Source organism: Synechococcus sp. R55.2 (genome assembly GCF_047462075.1).
Lineage (GTDB): Bacteria > Cyanobacteriota > Cyanobacteriia > Thermostichales > Thermostichaceae > Thermostichus.
The window spans coordinates 1-17,332 of record NZ_JANSIH010000409.1 but is presented as its reverse complement, the minus strand read 5'-3'; the positions used below and the strand labels follow the sequence as shown (position 1 = coordinate 17,332).

Annotated in this window: 19 protein-coding genes; 14 read left to right on the top strand and 5 right to left on the bottom strand. The window is 59.4% G+C overall.

What is annotated here, in order from left to right:
- Positions 1–50: 50 nt before the first annotated feature.
- From NW838_RS13390 to NW838_RS13380, 3 genes are all read right to left on the bottom strand, one after another.
- Positions 51–284, bottom strand: a complete 234-nt coding sequence (locus tag NW838_RS13390; protein ID WP_041436636.1) for a hypothetical protein — start codon at positions 282–284, stop codon at positions 51–53.
- Between the two features lie 130 nt (positions 285–414).
- Complete coding sequence (locus tag NW838_RS13385) at positions 415–2,040, bottom strand: TM0106 family RecB-like putative nuclease (RefSeq protein WP_414357372.1); 1,626 nt, start codon at positions 2,038–2,040, stop codon at positions 415–417.
- Between the two features lie 61 nt (positions 2,041–2,101).
- Positions 2,102–2,380 (bottom strand): hypothetical protein, encoded by a 279-nt coding sequence (locus NW838_RS13380; RefSeq protein ID WP_414357373.1) that lies wholly within the window; start codon positions 2,378–2,380, stop codon positions 2,102–2,104.
- Positions 2,381–2,832: 452 nt separating this feature from the next.
- Between NW838_RS13380 and NW838_RS13375 the strand changes: the two genes are divergently transcribed.
- Positions 2,833–3,681, top strand: a complete 849-nt coding sequence (locus NW838_RS13375; protein ID WP_414357393.1) for an ABC transporter ATP-binding protein — start codon at positions 2,833–2,835, stop codon at positions 3,679–3,681.
- A 74-nt stretch (positions 3,682–3,755) separates the two neighbouring features.
- On the opposite strand, the gene NW838_RS13370 is transcribed toward NW838_RS13375, so the two are convergent.
- A complete protein-coding gene (locus tag NW838_RS13370) occupies positions 3,756–4,457 on the bottom strand; it encodes a response regulator transcription factor (RefSeq protein WP_414357375.1) in 702 nt (233 codons plus the stop codon).
- A 457-nt stretch (positions 4,458–4,914) separates the two neighbouring features.
- On the opposite strand from NW838_RS13370, the gene NW838_RS13365 reads away from it, so the two are divergent.
- The 11 genes from NW838_RS13365 (at position 4,915) to NW838_RS13315 (ending at position 14,622) form a co-directional block, all read left to right on the top strand.
- A complete protein-coding gene (locus tag NW838_RS13365) occupies positions 4,915–5,295 on the top strand; it encodes a hypothetical protein (RefSeq protein ID WP_414342412.1) in 381 nt (126 codons plus the stop codon).
- Positions 5,296–5,521: 226 nt separating this feature from the next.
- Complete coding sequence (locus NW838_RS13360; RefSeq protein WP_414357377.1) at positions 5,522–6,292, top strand: SH3 domain-containing protein; 771 nt, start codon at positions 5,522–5,524, stop codon at positions 6,290–6,292.
- A gap of 299 nt (positions 6,293–6,591) precedes the next feature.
- Positions 6,592–7,389 (top strand): hypothetical protein, encoded by a 798-nt coding sequence (locus NW838_RS13355; protein ID WP_414357378.1) that lies wholly within the window; start codon positions 6,592–6,594, stop codon positions 7,387–7,389.
- Positions 7,390–7,540: 151 nt separating this feature from the next.
- Complete coding sequence (locus NW838_RS13350) at positions 7,541–8,062, top strand: hypothetical protein (RefSeq protein ID WP_414357380.1); 522 nt, start codon at positions 7,541–7,543, stop codon at positions 8,060–8,062.
- A gap of 8 nt (positions 8,063–8,070) precedes the next feature.
- The gene (gene cbiM / locus NW838_RS13345; protein ID WP_414330636.1) at positions 8,071–8,772 is read left to right on the top strand and encodes a cobalt transporter CbiM; all 702 of its coding nucleotides are present in this window, start codon (positions 8,071–8,073) and stop codon (positions 8,770–8,772) included.
- A complete protein-coding gene (cbiQ, locus tag NW838_RS13340; RefSeq protein ID WP_414428197.1) occupies positions 8,759–9,589 on the top strand; it encodes a cobalt ECF transporter T component CbiQ in 831 nt (276 codons plus the stop codon). The genes cbiM and cbiQ overlap by 14 nt, the downstream gene beginning before the upstream one ends.
- Positions 9,573–11,033 (top strand): 30S ribosomal protein S12 methylthiotransferase RimO, encoded by a 1,461-nt coding sequence (gene rimO / locus NW838_RS13335; protein ID WP_414428196.1) that lies wholly within the window; start codon positions 9,573–9,575, stop codon positions 11,031–11,033. Before cbiQ ends, rimO begins: the two co-directional genes overlap by 17 nt.
- Before the next feature lie 50 nt (positions 11,034–11,083).
- Positions 11,084–11,800 (top strand): ribose 5-phosphate isomerase A, encoded by a 717-nt coding sequence (gene rpiA, locus NW838_RS13330; protein WP_414342421.1) that lies wholly within the window; start codon positions 11,084–11,086, stop codon positions 11,798–11,800.
- Between the two features lie 285 nt (positions 11,801–12,085).
- Positions 12,086–13,423, top strand: coding sequence for a UDP-N-acetylmuramoyl-tripeptide--D-alanyl-D-alanine ligase (locus NW838_RS13325; protein ID WP_414357384.1), 1,338 nt, complete (start codon positions 12,086–12,088; stop codon positions 13,421–13,423).
- Positions 13,424–13,525: 102 nt separating this feature from the next.
- Positions 13,526–13,750: a DUF3134 family protein gene (locus NW838_RS13320; protein WP_414349794.1), complete on the top strand. Its 225-nt coding sequence runs from the start codon at positions 13,526–13,528 to the stop codon at positions 13,748–13,750.
- A gap of 404 nt (positions 13,751–14,154) precedes the next feature.
- Positions 14,155–14,622, top strand: a complete 468-nt coding sequence (locus NW838_RS13315) for a fasciclin domain-containing protein (RefSeq protein ID WP_414357395.1) — start codon at positions 14,155–14,157, stop codon at positions 14,620–14,622.
- 124 nt (positions 14,623–14,746) lie between these two features.
- Here NW838_RS13315 and NW838_RS13310 read toward each other — a convergent pair whose 3' ends face one another.
- Positions 14,747–14,989, bottom strand: coding sequence for a hypothetical protein (locus NW838_RS13310; RefSeq protein ID WP_414357385.1), 243 nt, complete (start codon positions 14,987–14,989; stop codon positions 14,747–14,749).
- 188 nt (positions 14,990–15,177) lie between these two features.
- On the opposite strand from NW838_RS13310, the gene NW838_RS13305 reads away from it, so the two are divergent.
- Together NW838_RS13305 and menD are read left to right on the top strand one after the other, a co-directional pair.
- Positions 15,178–16,086: a cyanophycinase gene (locus NW838_RS13305; protein ID WP_414357386.1), complete on the top strand. Its 909-nt coding sequence runs from the start codon at positions 15,178–15,180 to the stop codon at positions 16,084–16,086.
- Between the two features lie 10 nt (positions 16,087–16,096).
- Positions 16,097–17,332, top strand: a 1,236-nt coding sequence (menD, locus tag NW838_RS13300; RefSeq protein WP_414428195.1) for a 2-succinyl-5-enolpyruvyl-6-hydroxy-3-cyclohexene-1-carboxylic-acid synthase, incomplete at its 3' end; no start/stop codon positions are given.

Here is a 17,332-nt window from a genome sequence, read left to right as displayed (position 1 = left end):
GGGCTACTGAAAGCCCGCTCCGTACCGCTTAGCGGTCGGAGCCGGGTAGTTTACGCAGCCAAGCGGGATCCCTCGTAGCCAGGCCAAGGAGAAGCAAGCACAAAAAAGGCAGGGTTAACTTGCCCCTGCCGAGAAGATCGAGAGTTGAGAGCTTGCTCTCGTTGTCGTAATCGTTGCATCAAGGCGCGGTTCCGTTTGTCCAGTTGGCGCTTGCGTGCCGATCCCCCACGACCGCGACGGTTTCTGCCCTGATGGCGAGGAGATTCATGAGATTTCAACAGCATGGGATTCCCCTGATAAACTAAACAGTCCTGCCTGATTCTAAACGAAACCTCAGCAACTGGCCACAAGACCGGCAGCGCAAGCTGCGGCATTTGCGGCTGGGGATAGGCCGTCTTTGTCAATTTATTCGCATCATTCGGCATGGAGGACTCCTTGGGACAGCCAGTCTTTTAGGCGGTGGGTAGCCCGGCAGTCATCCTCGTTGTAGATAAGCGAGTGCTCCAAATATCTGCGCTCCCGAGTTTCCAGCCATTGGCTATACCAATAAATGGACTGGGCGCCATTGGCATCAGGCAGACGCCACTGAAACCCCAACCAGCGGGCGATGTTTTTCAGGGAATAGCTCTCGATCGGCAGCACCACCGAGCGTTGCACCCAGGCCTGTAAATCCACAAAGCGCTGCAACAACTGCCGCAGCTGTCGGGGATCCGTGCGGTATTGCTCCCCCAGCCGTCGGCAGGTCTGCACTTCAAAGCCGTGAAAGTGGTAGATGGGAGCGTCAGGATAGCGTTGTGCCAGTTGCAAGAATTGCTCCCAAGCTTGCCTTTCTTCCCGCGGCTCGGCGGCCAGGCAACTGTGATAGCTCGCAACCTTTTTCCCCTCGGCTTGCTCCACCACCAGCAGGCCCAGCAGATAGGCGACGTTGTGGCGGGGATCCGCCTCGATATCGAAGTACAGCTCTACAGGTGTGGTGGGCAGGGTTTGCGGGGGGGATTGAATCCAGAGGGGCTGCCGGCTGAGGGTGGCACGGGCTTGCAGCTGCAGTTGCAGGGCCACGCCGGATCCCAACTTGGGAATGGCTTGCAACCTATCCAACTGAGCGTTGGCCAGGGCTTCAATCGAGTGGATCCCCGCCTCTTGCAAAAGGGGATAGCGGGATCCCGTTACGCCCGGCAGCAGGCTGAGGGGTTGAGCGGCGGCGTTCAACTGGCGACAATGCTCCCGCCAGTGGCAAAGATGGCAGCGGCTGCGGGCCATGAACACCTGCGGTGGTTCCGGCTGGTTGAGGGAGTGCAGGTACTCCTGCAGCAATTGCCGCACCTGTGCTCGTCGGCGGCTCAGGTGGACGGGGTGCCACTTCCCATCTTTCAGGATCAAAATGCCCCGCTTGGGAACGTTTCCCTGCAGGGATCCGAGCAACTCTGCCTGCAAAGCCAGCAACAATTCGTATTCCGGTTTGGGGCGTTTGCCGATACGAATATGAACCGGCAGGTAAGAGGATCGGGCGGCGTGGCGACTTCTGCCAACGAGAGCGGGATCCCGAATCAGCAGATCCAGGGAGCTGCTCACCCAAACTGAACGTCTCTCTGGAACAGCTTCAGGCGGCAACGCAAGAGCGGGCACCATCTCGCAGTCTTCTGGGGCAGGGATGGGATCCCTTGGAGAGGAGGAGTGAGGGACAGGTTCAGAAGCAAGCTGCAACAGCTCTGCCTCAGCAGTACAGTTGAGATCTTCCTGCGGTTGCCAAAACAGCTCTGCGGCAATCCGTCCGCCGTAGATCCGCTCCGCCCCGTCGGCCATGGCTGCCAAGAGAGCTTCATTGCCCGGCGCAACCCGTTCTCCGGGGAATCGCTCAAACACAGCGGCTGCCAGGGCTTGGCGATCCCGCCGCCATTGCTCCAGCAGGTTGTCCGGCGGCAGCTTGGCCTCTTGAGGGCCAAAGCGATCCAGGTAAGGCAAGCGTCGGCAACGAAAGAAAGCAAGCAGCTCCTCAGCCTCAACAGAACCCTGTCCTGCTGCTGCAACCTGGCACTCCAACGGTGGAAAACCTCAGCTCTGCTGCCATTGTGGCACGCCCCCAGGCTGCCTTTGGGATCCCTCAAGACTTGGGATCCTGAGTGGGCAGGAGATGGGCAATAATGCGCTCAATCGTCTCAGATTGGCGACGAGCTGTATCGGCTTGCTGTTGACATATCGTCTTTAACTCTCCCAGCCAGGTGTTGTGCTCCTGGGATATCAGCACCTGTTGTTGAACAATGGCTTTCAGATGGGTCAGGTCATCCTTGACGAAGCTGACGGTCTCGGCCAAGGTCAACACAGCCCCAACCAGGCGATCCAGCCGGAAGTCAATTTGGTCGAATCGGTCTTTGCTCTGCATTTTCCTTACATTGGTTAGTAGAGGTTATCGGTGGGCGCTGAAGGGAAGTCACTTCACCAAGAAAAAGCCCCAAGCCGAACAGTCAGCCCGCTCAAGCTTGTGTCTTTATTGTTACCCATACGTACAGATACGTACAGATATGCCATGAGCTATCCAGCCCAATTTCCCCTTCCAGAGTCTGTACAGGTGTTGTCTTGGGAGTGCGGTTCACCCTTCAGACGCAATGTGTACTATTTTGCAAGATCCAGAGAAAAACCCCAGAGAACGAAATCACAGCCACGCAAAAGCTCAAGAGACAACCTAGACTGCTGCCAGCAGCAGGGATCCCTGATAAGACCTGCAGCTTGCTGACACGGCTGGCGTATGCTGGAGAATAAAGATTTCTTTACACTTTACCGGAGCGGACTGTGACAGCTCTTTCGACGGCCCCAACCTTGCCCCAAACCAAGACGGTGGCGGTGGAAATGCAGGGGGTGTGGAAGCGCTTTGGGCAGCAGGTTGCCGTTCAAGATTTGAGCCTGCAGATCCCCCAGGGGGAAGTGTTTGCCCTGTTGGGGCCCAACGGCGCCGGCAAATCCACCACCATCCGCATGCTTACTAGCCTTACCCGACCCAGCCAGGGATCCATCCGGGTGGGGGGGTATGACGTGGTGCGGGATCCGGTGGCGGTGCGGCAGCAAATTGGCGTAGTTCTGCAGCCTATCACCCTAGAGGCAGAGCTGACCGTTTGGGAAAACCTGGAGTTCCACGGGCGTATGCACCACATCCCCAACCCAGAGCGGCAACGGCGCATCGATGAATGGCTGGAGTATGTGCGGCTGGCGGATCGCCGGCAAGACAAAGTGAAAACCCTCTCAGGGGGAATGAAACGACGCTTGCAGGTGGCCAGGGTGTTACTGCATCGCCCCCAGATTTTGTTTTTGGACGAGCCCACCGTCGGGTTGGATCCCCAGGCGCGGCGGCTGTTGTGGGAGATCTTGCGGGATCTCAATCGGCAGGGCATGACCTTGCTGATTACCACCCACTACATGGAGGAGGCAGAAGAGCTGTGCGACCGCATCGGCATCATGGATGGGGGAAGGTTGATCGAGTTGGGCAGCACCGAGCAACTGCGGGCCAAGTATGGAGAGGCCCTGCTGGTGCGATCCTGTCCTGGCCGGGAGGTGGAGTACACCTTTTTCCCCAGCTTGGCGGAAGCTCAGCGGCAGTTGGAAGCTGAACCTGACAAAACCGGCCTCATGGTGCGCCCGGCCAACTTAGAAGACATTTTTGTGCGTTTGACAGGCCGCCGCTTGGATTAACGGGCCCTCACCCCTGGCCCCTCTCCCAACGTGAAGAGGGGAGAGTTATTTGGGGGTTAAGGTTTTTCCTCTCCCTATCCCTCCTTCGGAGCGGGGGGCTCGAACTTGTAGCCAACTCCGCGCACGGTGCGGATCAACTCCGGTTGGCTGGTATCAGTCTCTAGTTTCTTGCGAATTTGGCCGATGTGGACATCGACCACCCGTTCATCTCCCTCGTGGTTAAAATCCCACACCTCTTGAATCAGCTCAGCCCGTCGCCAAACCCGCCCCGGATGTCGAGCCATAGCATAGAGCAAATCGAACTCCAGTGCTGTTAAGTTGATCAGGCGCTGCTCGCGGATGACTGCTCGGGTTTCCGGGTCGATTACCAAAGAGGCAAAGGTCAAGACCGGCGCGCTGGCAACTTCGGTCTTCATGCGTTGCCGCCGCAGAATGGCTTGCACTCGCGCCTGTAACTCCGGCAGGCTGAAGGGCTTGGTCAGGTAGTCATCTGCCCCCAACTGGAATCCGTGCAACTTATCAGCAGGGCTGACGCGGCTGGTCAACATCAACACGTACACGCCGGTCTCTTTTTGCATTTGCTGGCAGAGATCGTAGCCGCTCACATCCGGCAAGTTCAGATCCAAAATTACCAAGGCCGGCTGAAAAGCGCGCAACTGCTGTAAGCCCTTGGCCCCCGTCATCGCCACCTCAACCGAATACCCCTGCCGCTGCAAGTACCGCTGCAGTAGAGCACAAATGCTGGGATCATCATCGATGATGAGGATGCGTGACATGGCAGCTTGGCACTCTCGAAGTCAGCAGGAGACAAGGTTGCAGGGCGTTGGGGTGTGGGGATCCCTTCGGCAGCTCATGGGCAACAATCGTGCAGAGGCGATGGGCCCTCGGCTCGCGGGTGAATAAAGAGCCCTCTCAACAGGGCAAGCTTGACCCCAACCTCGGCTGGAAAGGGCCACAGGCGCAGGCAATTCATGAGTGATTGAACACCTAAATCTTATTTCAAGTCTTTACGTGTGGGGTCGCGCGGGGAGTTTATCCTTGCCGAGGCCGCCCTTCTCTCCAAATTAACGGAGGCTTATCCAAGAATCTTGGGCATTATCTTACTGAGTTGCCTGAATGGCAGAGGAAATCCGTCAAGCAGATCCTTGCACCTGGAGTTAATCTGGAAGCCGTGGCGCTTCCGTTCCTGTCTCGAGGTCTGGCCTTAGTGTGGGCGGTTTATCCCGGAAGCTTATGTACACCAATCCCGATGAAGTCTTCCGCAAAGATGTCTGGTTGGCCCTCTTCACGTGGGGGATCCTAGAGTTGGCTTGTTTCGTGATTATCCCCTTTACCGGAGCCTACGCATTCTCGCAAGTGGAGGCTTGGCTGTGGCCCTCTTTGGTTTTGGGGCCGGTGGGGGCGGTGGTGGTGGCTTTTTGTTCTAAAGTGGTGCTGGCTGCCAACAACATCCCGGATCCCAGGAGAAAACAAGCCCAGCGGCAAGTGGCTCAGGTGGTCAGTCTTTTTGGCTTTCTGGGCTTGGCATTGCCCCTCCTTCTGGCAGGATGGGTATTTGGCCGAGAGATTTTGACGACCGACTGGCAGAATAAGTTCACCAACACCAATAAGTAGAAGCTAATCTCCGACGCCCTTGCCCTCTGGGGTCGCGTCGCCCCGTCAGCGTTGCGGTTCCTCTGCACAGGCCTAGCAAGAGCGCTGCGGAACACGATACATTGGGATGCAATCACGTCAGCGTTGCGCAGCAGTCGTGCTCTGGCTTTCGTAAATCCCCGGTTTTGACGGGGATCCCATCTTCTCTGCGGATTCTTGCCTGCAGCATTGCGGGAAGGTGTTTCGGATGGCTAACTACCCGATGCGAGGCCGTTCTTCTCCTGCTTCTGGCGGTTTTCCCTTGGGCACCTTGGTGGTGGTGAGTGTCTCGGTTGGGGCTCTGGCCGCCTTGGCTTGGCAGTTGTGGCAGCTCGTCGCCCCCATGTTGGCCCCCCCTGCCCCGCCTCAATTTCCGCAGGCGGTGCGCTTGGATCCCTTGCCCCGCCCAGCCAGTTTTCCCTCTCCCCCCTCTGGCCCTGCTGCAGGCACTGTTGACCCTGAGGGATTTCCCCCCGGCAGCCGCGGGCGGGTGATCGAGCCAATTGGCCTGGCAATCCGCAGCCAACCTTCTGCCGATGGAGCCTACCAAGGGGGAATTGTGGTGGGGGAAACGGTGACGGTGTTGGAGTACAGCGCCGATGGTCGTTGGCAACGGGTGCGGCGGGAGTTGAACGGACAAGAGGGCTGGGTGCGCGCCGGCAATTTGGGCCCTGTGGATGGTGCTTCAGCTTCAACTTCTCCAGCTCCCACGGTTGAACCCAACCCTGAATCAACTCCTTTGCCGACTCGACCCCCCACGGCAGCAGTGGTTTCCCCAGGTGAGCGGGGACGGGTGATCGAGCCCATTGGCCTGGCGCTGCGGGCCACTCCAGAGCGGGAGGGAACCTACATTGGTGGTGTGCCCATGAACGAGGTGGTGACGGTGCTGGGCCTCAGCGAAGATGGCCGTTGGCAGCGCATTCGCCGTCAGAATGGGCAGGAAGGTTGGGTGCGGGCGGGGAATTTAGCGCAGGAGTAGCCCTTGCCATAGGCATAGCCCTACAGATGCCCTGGTGGGGGATTGTAACACCAGGGAAGCCTGTGTTTCGGTAGAGCAGTGCCGTTTGCGTCATCGGGACCGAGTCCTTGGCAGGGGAACTGGTGAAACACACTCCATTTCGGCTTGGTGCTTCAACAAGGGATCCCTGGGGCAAGGGGTTAGCTTTACCCTTTCTGGCCCTTGGGTTGGCCTTCTCTCTAGGCGCCTGCCGACCGGCTTCTAACGCTGGAGCGGAAAAGGTCAGGCAGGAAGCACCCCTAGCCCAAGCAAAGGCAGAGATGGGTACTCTGGAGTTTTGGGCCAACGGCGAGGACTTCATTCGGGAGGGGTTTGTCTCCAAAGACGGCTGGGAACTGAGCTTTGAGCACGTGTACGTGACGCTGGCGGACATAACCGCCTACCAAACCGATCCGCCCTTTGATCCGGAAGGAAATGCAGATTTGCTGGCACGGGCATTGGTCAGCCTCTCCGGCCCCATCACGGTTGATTTGATCACGGCTCCCCCGGCGGAGCGGGCCTTACTGGGATCCCTAGAGGCACCCCCTAGCCACTACAACGCCCTGGGGTGGCGGCTGGTGCCAGCACTGGAGGGGCCGGCAAAGGGCTATTCCCTCTGGATCGAAGGCCAAGCCCGACCGACAAAGGAAGGGGCTGGGGAGATGCCGTTTGTGCTCAAGTTCAGCCCTGAGGTGGCCTTCACCTGCGGAGAGTATGTGGGGGAGGAGCGCAAAGGCTTTGTGCGCGTCGGCCAGGTGGCAGATCTGGAGGTCACCTTCCATTTCGACCACCTGTTTGGAGATGGAAGCTTGCCCCCCAACGACAGCCTCAATCAAGCAGCTCTGGGGTTTGCCCCTTTGGTGAAGTTGGATCCTGTCTCCCTGGAGCAGCGGCTGGCCGCGTCAGCGGCGCGGAGCACTGGGGGGGGATCCGACCTTCTGGAAGTGGACTGGGGGGATCTGCAGGAGGGATCCCCTGCGGCTAAGGCCGCATTGGAGCTCCTGCACCACTTGGGCCATGTGGGGGAAGGCCACTGCCGCGCTGCCTCTGGCCCTGCCCAGACAGAGTCTTCGCCCTGAAGTCTTGGCTTTTCTAAGACCGGTCGCCTGCAGAGCGTAGAGATTGTCGTCTGTCCTCAGCTAACCAATGAACCGAGTCTGGCCAAAACTTTGGATCCCTTCCTGCCGACTGAGCCTGATTGCGGCGTCGCGTCAGCGATGCGGAGCACGGTTGAGCTTGCTGGCTTTCGGCCTGCTCCTGTCTGCTCCCGCTTGGGGCCACGGGGTGGAGGCCTCTTGGCGGGCAGTTCCCGCTTTTGAGATCCAGGCCCGCTACGATTCTGGGGAACCGATGGGATCCGCCCGGGTGACGGTATTTGCGCCGACGGATCCCACTACCCCTTGGCAGGAGGGACAGACGGATGCACAGGGACGATTTCTGCTGCAGCCGGATCCCAACCTGACGGGCCTCTGGCAGGTGCGGATTCGCCAGGCGGGGCATGGGGTGTTGGTCAACGTGCCGGTGGGCGAGGAGTTCCCTCAGACAGAAGGGATCCCCAACGGTTCCTCACCCTTTGGGCCTTTGCAGCGGGGGGTTATGGCCGGTTGCGTCATTTGGGGCTGTCTGGGCACAGCTCTCTTCTTCTCCAGGCCCCGTCAATCTGGTTACGCAGCGGTGGAGAGCCCACCGGTTTCGGGATCTCCAGGGTCAGGAATCTCAGGCTCCCAGGCTGGCTCCTCTGCTCTGGAGTAGGACTGACCATGCACATCAGCGATGGCATTTTGCCAGCACCGCTTTGGCTAGGGGGTTATGGCATCACCGCCCTGATCACCAGCTACAGCTTGCGGCTTCTCCGTCGCGCCGGCGTTGCCGAGCAATGTCCTTGGTGGGAACGGGATCCCCGCCATATTGCTACGCAACGCTGTCGCGACCAGTTGCCCAAAGCGGCTTTGCTCACGGCTGTCTTTTTTGTGGCCTCTTCGATTCACCTGCCCTTTCCCCCGGCCAGCCTGCATCTGGTGCTGAACGGGTTGATGGGTCTGATGTTGGGGGCTTTGGCCTATCCGGCGATTGTAGTGGGCTTGTTTTTTCAGGCGGTGGCCTTTGGCCATGGGGGCCTGACCACATTGGGCATCAACGCCGCCATTATGGGGATCCCGGCGCTCCTGGCCGGTGGGATTTTTCGGGCAGGCCGTCGGGTGATGGGGGCCGGAGTGTCTGCCTTCTTGGCGGGAGCGGTTGGGGTGGGTCTAGCAGTGCTGTTGTTTTACGGGGTGGTCATGGCTGCTGTGGTTGACGCTGGCAGCGGGATCCTCTCCACAGAAGCCGGTCGTCTGGCTCTTGGGAGCTTGGTGGTGGCCCACATCCCCCTGATGGTGGTGGAGGGGTTGTTCGCCAGTTGGGTGGTGCTGTTTTTGCAGCGGGTACAACCGGCGCTGCTGGGAGAGTATGGCAAGAGATGAAGCCGGCTCAGGGATCCCTTGCTGCTGGCGCGGTCAACAATCCCATCCTCACCCCTCCAAACCCCTTTCCTGGCTGCACCGGTGGCAACCTCTGCCCAAGGTGCTGGGCCTGATGGCGCTGATGGCGGCTTTCGCCTCGGTGAGGTGCCTGGCCCTCTTGCCGCTCATCTGGGCGCTGGTGGCTGGACTGTGGAGCCTGTCGGGATTGCCTTGGAGCCTCGGGCTGAGGCGGCTGGCAGCCCCAGGGCTGTTGGTGGCAGGGTTGATGGGGATCCTTCCCTTCTGGGCGGGGGAAACCATCCTGTGGCGCTGGGGATCCCTGGCTCTGCGTTGGGAGGGGCTGCAGATGGCGCTTCGCATTGGGGGGAGAGGGCTGGCCCTATTTGCCCTCACGATGCTGCTGCTGGAGACCACCCCCACATCGGAACTGTTGGCAGCTTTGCGGGCCCTGGGGATCCCAGACCTCCTGCTGGAACTGGCCTGGCTCACCCAGCGCTATTTGCAGGAGGTGGCCGCTCAGTGGCAGCAGATGCAACGGGCAGCCCGGCTGAGGGGTTGGCGACCGCGGGGATCCCTGTGGCGTCCTGGGCCGGCTTTGAGGCAAGACCTACCCTTCCTGGCTGCTTCGGTGGGCACCCTGTTGGTGCGCAGCTACGAGCGCTCGCAGAGGGTTTATCAGGCTTTGCGCCTGCGGGGCTACGGACGGGCACCTCTGTTTTCGACGGCGGCTGGCGGGGATCCCTACAGTTGGGCGGCCACCGCGTTGGCCGTGGCTACGGCTCTATTGCTCCGCAACGCTGATGCGGCCCTCAACTAGAATAGATAAGCCTCTGGCAAGCTGCCCCCTTTTTGATGCTCAGTCCATGAATGGGTTAGAAGCGACCGTCTCCAGTTTCCCATCCGTTTCAGCGGTGCAGCGTACAAAGGCGTCGGTTGCCGTTTTACACCTGGGCTGCGAGAAAAACCGGGTGGACACCGAGCACATGCTGGGCTTGCTGGCTCAAGCAGGCTACCGGGTGGATGGGGACGAAGAGAGTGCTGACTATGTGATCGTCAATACCTGTAGCTTCATTGAAGCAGCGCGGCGGGAGTCGGTCAGCACCCTGATGGAGTTGGCAGTACAGGGCAAGAAAATCGTTATTGCCGGCTGCTTGGCGCAACACTTCCAAGAGGAGCTGCTGCAGGAGATCCCAGAGGCCGTGGCCTTGGTAGGTACCGGCGACTACCACCAGATCGTCCAGGTGATCGAGCGGGCGGAGCGGGGAGAGCGGGTCAATGCCGTTACTTCCAGCTTGGATTACATTGCCGACGAGACCGTACCTCGCTATCGCACCACCCATGCGCCTGTGGCCTACCTACGGGTAGCCGAGGGCTGTGATTACCGCTGCTCCTTCTGCATCATTCCCCACTTGCGGGGCAACCAACGCTCCCGCTCCATCGAGTCGATCCTACGGGAAGCAGAACAACTGGCCGAAGAGGGGGTGCAGGAGCTGATTTTAATTTCCCAGATCACCACCCACTACGGGATCGATCTCTACGGGGAGCCGCGCTTGGCTGAGCTTATCCGCGCCCTGGGCCAGATCCCCATTCCCTGGATCCGCATGCTCTACGCCTACCCCACGGGCATTACCCCCGCTGTGGTGGAGGCCATTCAAGAGACCGCCAATTTCCTGCCTTACCTGGATCTGCCTTTACAGCACAGCCATCCTGAGATCCTCAAGGCCATGAATCGCCCCTGGCAAGGGCAGGTCAACGACCGGGTGATCGAGCGGCTGCGCCAGGCGTTGCCCAATGCCGTGCTGCGCACCAGCTTTATCGTCGGCTTTCCTGGGGAGACGGAGGAGCACTTCCAGCATCTACTAGACTTTGTCCAGCGCCATCAGTTTGACCATGTGGGGGTGTTTACCTTTTCTCCCGAAGAGGGCACCCCTGCCTACCACCTCCCCCATCAGGTTCCAGAGGCTGTCAAACAAGAGCGCCGCGCCCGTCTAATGCAACTGCAGCAAGGCATTGCCTTCCGCCGCAACCGCGAGCAGGTGGGCCGAGTGGTACCTGTACTTTTGGAGCAGGAAAACCCCAGAACCGGCGAGTGGATTGGCCGCTCCCCTCGCTTTGCCCCCGAAGTGGACGGGGTGGTGTACGTGCGTGGGGAGGGCTCTCTGGGATCCCTGGTGCCGGTGCAGATCACCCACGCCGAGCTCTATGATCTCTTCGGTCGGGTGGTGGCAGCGCCGGAGGGTTTTAGCTGGAGCGGGCGGTAGCGGTGCAAAGCACTTTGGTAGGATCTTCATCCACGGGAGAGGAGCTGGGAATGACTACCCTTGGCGGCAGCGGGACCGAGTCTTTAGATGAGCTGAAACAGGCGGCAGCCCGGGCTGCAGTTCAAAAGGTGCAGTCGGGAATGGTGGTGGGGCTGGGCACGGGATCCACAGCCGCCTTTGCTGTCAGCGCCCTAGCAGAGCGGATGCAAAGCGAGGGTCTGCAGATCCTCGGTGTGCCCACCTCCGAGCGCACGGCTGAACAGGCCCGCTCCCTGGGGATCCCGCTGGCTACCCTAGAAGAGCAGCCGCGCCTGGATCTGGCCATCGATGGGGCCGACGAGATTGAAGTGGGATCCCTGAACCTGATCAAAGGGGCAGGAGGGGCCCTGTTGCGGGAAAAGTTGGTGGAGGCCAGCGCTGCCGAGCTGATCATCATCGCCGATGCCTCTAAAAAAGTCCCGCAGTTGGGCATTCGCTTCCCGGTGCCGGTAGAGGTGGTGCGCTTTGGCTGGAAAACCACCTTGGCGCGGGTAGAGGCTCTGGGGTGCACAGCCACCTTACGGCGGAATGCCAACGGGGATCCCTACTTGACGGACGAGCAGCACTACATCCTCGACTGCCAATTCGGCCCCATGGCGGATCCTGCCAAGATCGCCGATCAACTCAAAGGGACGGTGGGGGTTGTGGAACATGGCCTGTTCATCGGCATGGCCAAAGAGGCAATCATCGCCCTCCCGACTGGGATCGAAACGCTGCAACCCAGCTGACAACTTCCTATACCCAGTCGTGTATTGGCGTTGCCCAGGAACTGGGTTTACAGCTTTTTCCGACTTCATGGGAGTTCCGTAGCCAAGCGGGAGCCTTCCCACGCAAGAGATTGATTGACACTGGCTGTGGTAAACAACGCTGAAAAAAGCTGTACAGCTATCCCCAACTCCCCTCTCCCCCTGGGAGAGGGGCTGGGGGTGAGGGGGAGCGCTTGGGAAATGTCTCAATCGGGTCTGAAATGACCATAGACGAAGAGGCTGTAGGCGAATTGGAGTTTCTGCCCGATGCTGACCTTACGAACTGTGGCTGACCTGCTGCAAACTCCCCTGCAGGGGGATCCCCATTTGTTGGGTCTTCCCGTCCAAGCCATTTGCACCGACAGCCGCCAATTGCAGCCGGGGTCAGTCTTTGTGGCGCTGCGGGGGGAACGGTTTGATGGACACAACTTTATTCCACAAGCTTTGGCAAGGGGGGCCGTTGCCGTCATCAGCCAGCGTCCGGTGGCCGGGCCCCATTTTCAAGTCTCAGATACCCTAGCTGCCTACCAGCGCATTGCCAGAGGCTGGCGGGAGCAGTTTCCCCCCTCCGTAGTAGCCATCACGGGCTCAGCAGGCAAAACCACCACCAAGGAAATGCTGGCGGCTGCCCTATCCCGCTACGGCACAGTTCTCAAAAGTGAGGCCAACCACAACAACGACATCGGGGTTGCTCAAACCCTGCTCCAGATGCAACCGGAGCATCAGTTTGTGGTTCTGGAAATGGCCATGCGAGGCCCCGGAGAAATTCGCCGCCTGGCTCAGATGGCTCAGCCCACCCACGCCTTGATCACCCATATTGGCACCGCCCACATCGGCAGACTGGGATCCCGCGCGGCCATTGCTGCTGCCAAGTGCGAGCTGCTGCAGGAGCTAGGGCAGGGAGTGGCTCTGCTCAATGGAGAAGATCCCTTGTTGTTGTCCACTGCCGCCGGCCTGTGGTCGGGACAAACCCTTACCTATGGCCTGGATCAGGGGGACTTACGAGGAGAATGGGATCCCCAAGCCCAAACGGTAACCGTGGAGGGCCTAACGCTGCCGGTGCCTCTGCCGGGAAGGCATCATGCCCTCAACTGGATGGGGGTGCTGGCTGCTCTGTGCAGCTTGGGGCTGGATTGGGAGCGGCTCCGAGAACCCATTGCTTTGCCTACCCCTCTGGAGGGGCGCAACCGCCATCTCAAGCTGGCAGGAGATGTGGAAATCTGGGACGAAACCTACAACGCCTCGCCGGAAGCGATGATCGCGGCTCTACACCTGCTGGCCCAAACCCCGGGAAAACGGCGCTGGGCCATTCTCGGCCCGATGCGGGAGTTGGGAGAGCATGCGCCTCAGCTCTATGCAGAGGTGGGTCGGGCGGCTGCCCCTCTGGGGCTGGATCGGATCTTGCTCTTGGATCCCGAAGGAGAAATGCAACCGCTGCTCGACCAAAAACCGGCAGCCCAGACAGAACGCTGCGAGGAGGTATCCGAACTGCTGGAAATCTTGCTCCATCACGTGCAAGCCGGGGATCGGCTGCTGTTCAAGGCAGCGCGGGCTGTTGAACTGGAGCGGGTGCTGCACCGCTTTTTGCAGGAGTGGCAGGCGTAGGCTAAGCTAAGAAACGGCTGATGAAAAGCCCGCGTCCCTCTGTTGAGAGGGGCTTAGCCCAAGCCGGGCTCATTCCTCGTCGATAGCTGCCTTCTGTACGGCATGTACTACCACAATCCCTCTCTGCGCGAAGAACCCCGCGATCAACCGCCAACGGTGGTGCCCTCCCCCAGCAGCCTTTCCATTCTCGATTGGTTGCGCCAGGAAGGCCGGTTGATCGAGCAGCCCATTGAGGTCCCTGAGATGATTTTGGAAGAAGACATCGACGATATCGACGATTTGATCGGGGACGACTACGACGAAGACTTCGAGCCCGAAGAAGAATAGCTGCAGTTGTTGAATGCCTCTTCACCCCCTTTGCCCGGCACAGCAAAGCTGCCGGTTCTTAGTGTGCCGGCTCTTGCAATGAAAATGTAAATAAATGTAATAGATTTCTCGGCTTGAAAGGATCCCTTTTCAGGTCGTTGTGGTTGGCTGGCAAACGTACCGGAGTTGTTGTTGCAAATCTAAAAGCAGTGGAGCATAATCCCAAAATCCTTGCGTAGATTACGTTTCGCACGTTGAGAGTATCTTTTTCCAAGATTTTTTTGATTTTTAGGAACTCGAACAGGCTCCCCTACGTCTCTAAGGAATGTAAACCTAATCTTTACGAAGGGTTACAGCATATGATTCGCAATCTCTTCACTCTCTCTTTGGCCGTTGCCTCGGCCACCACGTTGGTTGCAGCCCCTATGGTCAATGCCAGCAGCCAGGGCGCGACTTCTGAAAGCGTGAAAACCGCTGCTGCTAGTAGAACCATTGTGGATGTTGCTGCTGAGGCCGGCTCTTTCACCACCCTGATCCAAGCTTTGGAGGCTGCCGACTTGGTGGAAGTGCTTTCTGGGGAAGGCCCCTTCACCGTCTTTGCTCCCACCGATGAGGCTTTTGCAGCTCTGCCGGAAGGCACTTTGGAGGAGTTGCTCTTGCCGGAAAACCGTGAGCGATTGATCCAAATCCTCACCTACCACGTGGTGCCCGGCAAAGTTCTCTCCACCTCTTTGGAAGCTGGGGAAGTGGTTACGGTCGAAGGATCTCCTGTGGAGATCTCTTTGGCTGATGGTGTCAAGGTCAACGATGCCAATGTGGTAACAGCCGACATTGAAGCTTCCAACGGTGTCATCCACGTGATCGACAAGGTGATCTTGCCTCCACAAGGGTGACCTACCAACGCCATGGATTCTAGGCCCTTCAGGGTCTAGCCCTCTGGCAGCCCCTGCTCTGGTGGCGGGGGTTTTGTATTGGGATCCCCAGCTATTCCGTTCTTTGGGCAAGGGATCCCCAATTTCATAGGTCGATGCCAACGCTGGAAGCGTAGATTGCCTCCACCGATACAGCGGACACCCGTTGAGGACGCACGATCATGTACTCATTGTCCATTTGCTTGGGCAAGGTGATGAACTCTTCGCCGCCCACCATGAGGTTGTTGATCAATTCCGTGTATTCTCTGGCTTCTTTGACCCGTACCTGCATGGTTTGTCCACCTTCCAGCATGATGTGGACAAGATATCCGTCAGGTTTTCTGGCCATGGATGCTCCTGCTGGGTGAACCGAAGGACGAGACGAGGGGTGTTCTTATGAACATTATTCCCCCTTTCGAGACCCCTAACCAACCCCTGACTCTTCCGTGAAATCTGGAATTGAGCTGCGCCAAACCGAATCCCAAGCCGTAGCATAGTGAAAGTGAAATGTGCCCATTTTAATCTTCCTCGCGCTCCATGCCCCATTTGCCTGATGTCTCTGCTGCCCACCGTGAGCTGGAGTGGAACGGAGTTCCTTCCACGCCGACAAACGACGCCCAACCCCTAAGCCGCCCTACTGTGAAGGATCCCATCACCGCCCGTTCCGACATCATCGCCGTCGGGGGAGCAGAGGACAAGGAAAATGAGCGCCACATCCTTTGGGAGTTCTTCCGCCGAGCGGGGGGAAAGTCTGCCCACATCACCATCGTGCCCGCGGCTTCTGGGATCCCGGCGGTGCTGGGGGAGATCTACGCCAACATTTTTCAGCAGATGGGGGCAGCCAGCCTCCAAGTTCTGGATATCCGCAGCCCGATGGAGGCAAGGGATCCCGATAACGTCGAGAAAATTCGCTTCTCCACCGGCATCTACTTCACGGGTGGGGATCAGGAGCGGCTGGCAGAGGTGCTGGCCCACAGCGAGCTGATGGAGGCCATTCGACAGCAGTGGCAGCGGGGGCAGACGGTAATTGCCGGAACCAGCGCCGGAGCTTCTGCGTTGGGGCAGCAGATGATCTCCCGCGGCTACAGCGGAGAACCGCCCACGCCGGCAATTGTAACGGTGAAGACAGGCCTGGGCCTTTTGCCTCGCGTCATCATCGATCAACATTTCCATCAGCGCAATCGCCTGGTGCGGCTGGTCACGGCGGTGGCCCACTATCCCCAATGTTTGGGTATCGGCATTGATGAGAATACGGCGGTGGTGATCCAGGCCAACGATGTGATGGAGGTGATCGGCTTGGGGACGGTGACGATTGTGGACGGGACGCAACTGTACTCGACCGTTCAGGAGGCGGCAGCGGATGAGTATTTTCGGCTGCACAATGCCCGCATTCACTTTTTGCCGCCGGGATCCCGATTCGATCTCAACACCTTGTCTCCACTCTGACTGCTGAAATGTGACTGCTGAAAACTTTGTCCTGCCGAGGCGGCTGGACTGGCGCAACCTCAACACCCTCTGGGGATCCCTGTTGGCCGAAACCTTGAGTCGGCTGGGTTGCCGTTTGGCGGTGGTGTGTCCGGGATCCCGCTCAGCACCCCTGACCTACGCCCTGGCCCAGCACCCCGACATCGAGGCGATCCCGGTGCTGGATGAGCGGTCGGCAGCCTTTTTTGCGCTGGGATTGGCCCAGCAAACCCGGCGGCCCATTCCCCTGGTGTGTACTTCCGGCAGTGCTGCCGCCCACTTTTTCCCGGCTCTCCTTGAGGCAGCCGAAAGTGGCTTTCCCCTGTTGATCCTGACGGCGGATCGGCCTCCAGAGCTGCGCCACTGCCGCGCCGGCCAAGCGATTGACCAGGTGAAGCTCTACGGCCATTACCCCAACTGGCAGGCGGAGTTGGCCCTGCCCAGCGCGGATCCAGAAGCCCTGGCCTACTTGCGCCAGACCCTGGTTCACGCCTGGGAGCGCACCCTTTACCCTTTTCCCGGCCCGGTGCATTTAAATGTGCCCTTCCGGGATCCCTTGGCTCCCATTGCCGATGGCAGCACTGCGCCGCTGCTCCATCTACAGGAAGATCCGGAGTTCGAGAAGACCTTTTTTCGTGGGGTTGCTCCTCCATGCACCGGCTCTTCCTTGCAGGCGGTGCGGAGCCCTTTTCAGACGGAGACGGTTTCTTTTTGGCAGGAGTGGCGCAGCTGTGAGCGGGGGGTAATCTTGGCGGGGCCGGCTCAACCGCTGGATCCCCAGCGCTATGTGGAGGCAGTGGCCCATTTGGCGACGGCTTTGGGGTGGCCGGTGCTGGCGGAGGGGCTCTCTCCCCTACGCAACTACGCTTCCCTCAACCCCTATCTCATCACCACCTACGATCTCATCCTGCAGCGGGATGATCCCCAGCTTTGGCCGGAGCAAGTCATCCAACTGGGATCCCTGCCCACCAGCAAAGCGCTGCGGCAAACCCTGGCCAAGGTTGCTCCCCGCGTTTGGCGGTTGGATCCCCGCCCTGAGAATGGGGATCCCCTGCACAACCCCACCACCCATTTGCCTTTTGCCGTGGAAGAGTGGGTCTCCGGGATCCCAGAAGCACCGGCCAAGCAAACAACTTTTCTGCAGGGCTGGCTGACAGCCGAAGCGCAAATCCGGACCGCCTTAGACCAGGCTATGGCTGACCTGCCGGAGTGGGTTGAGGGGAGGATA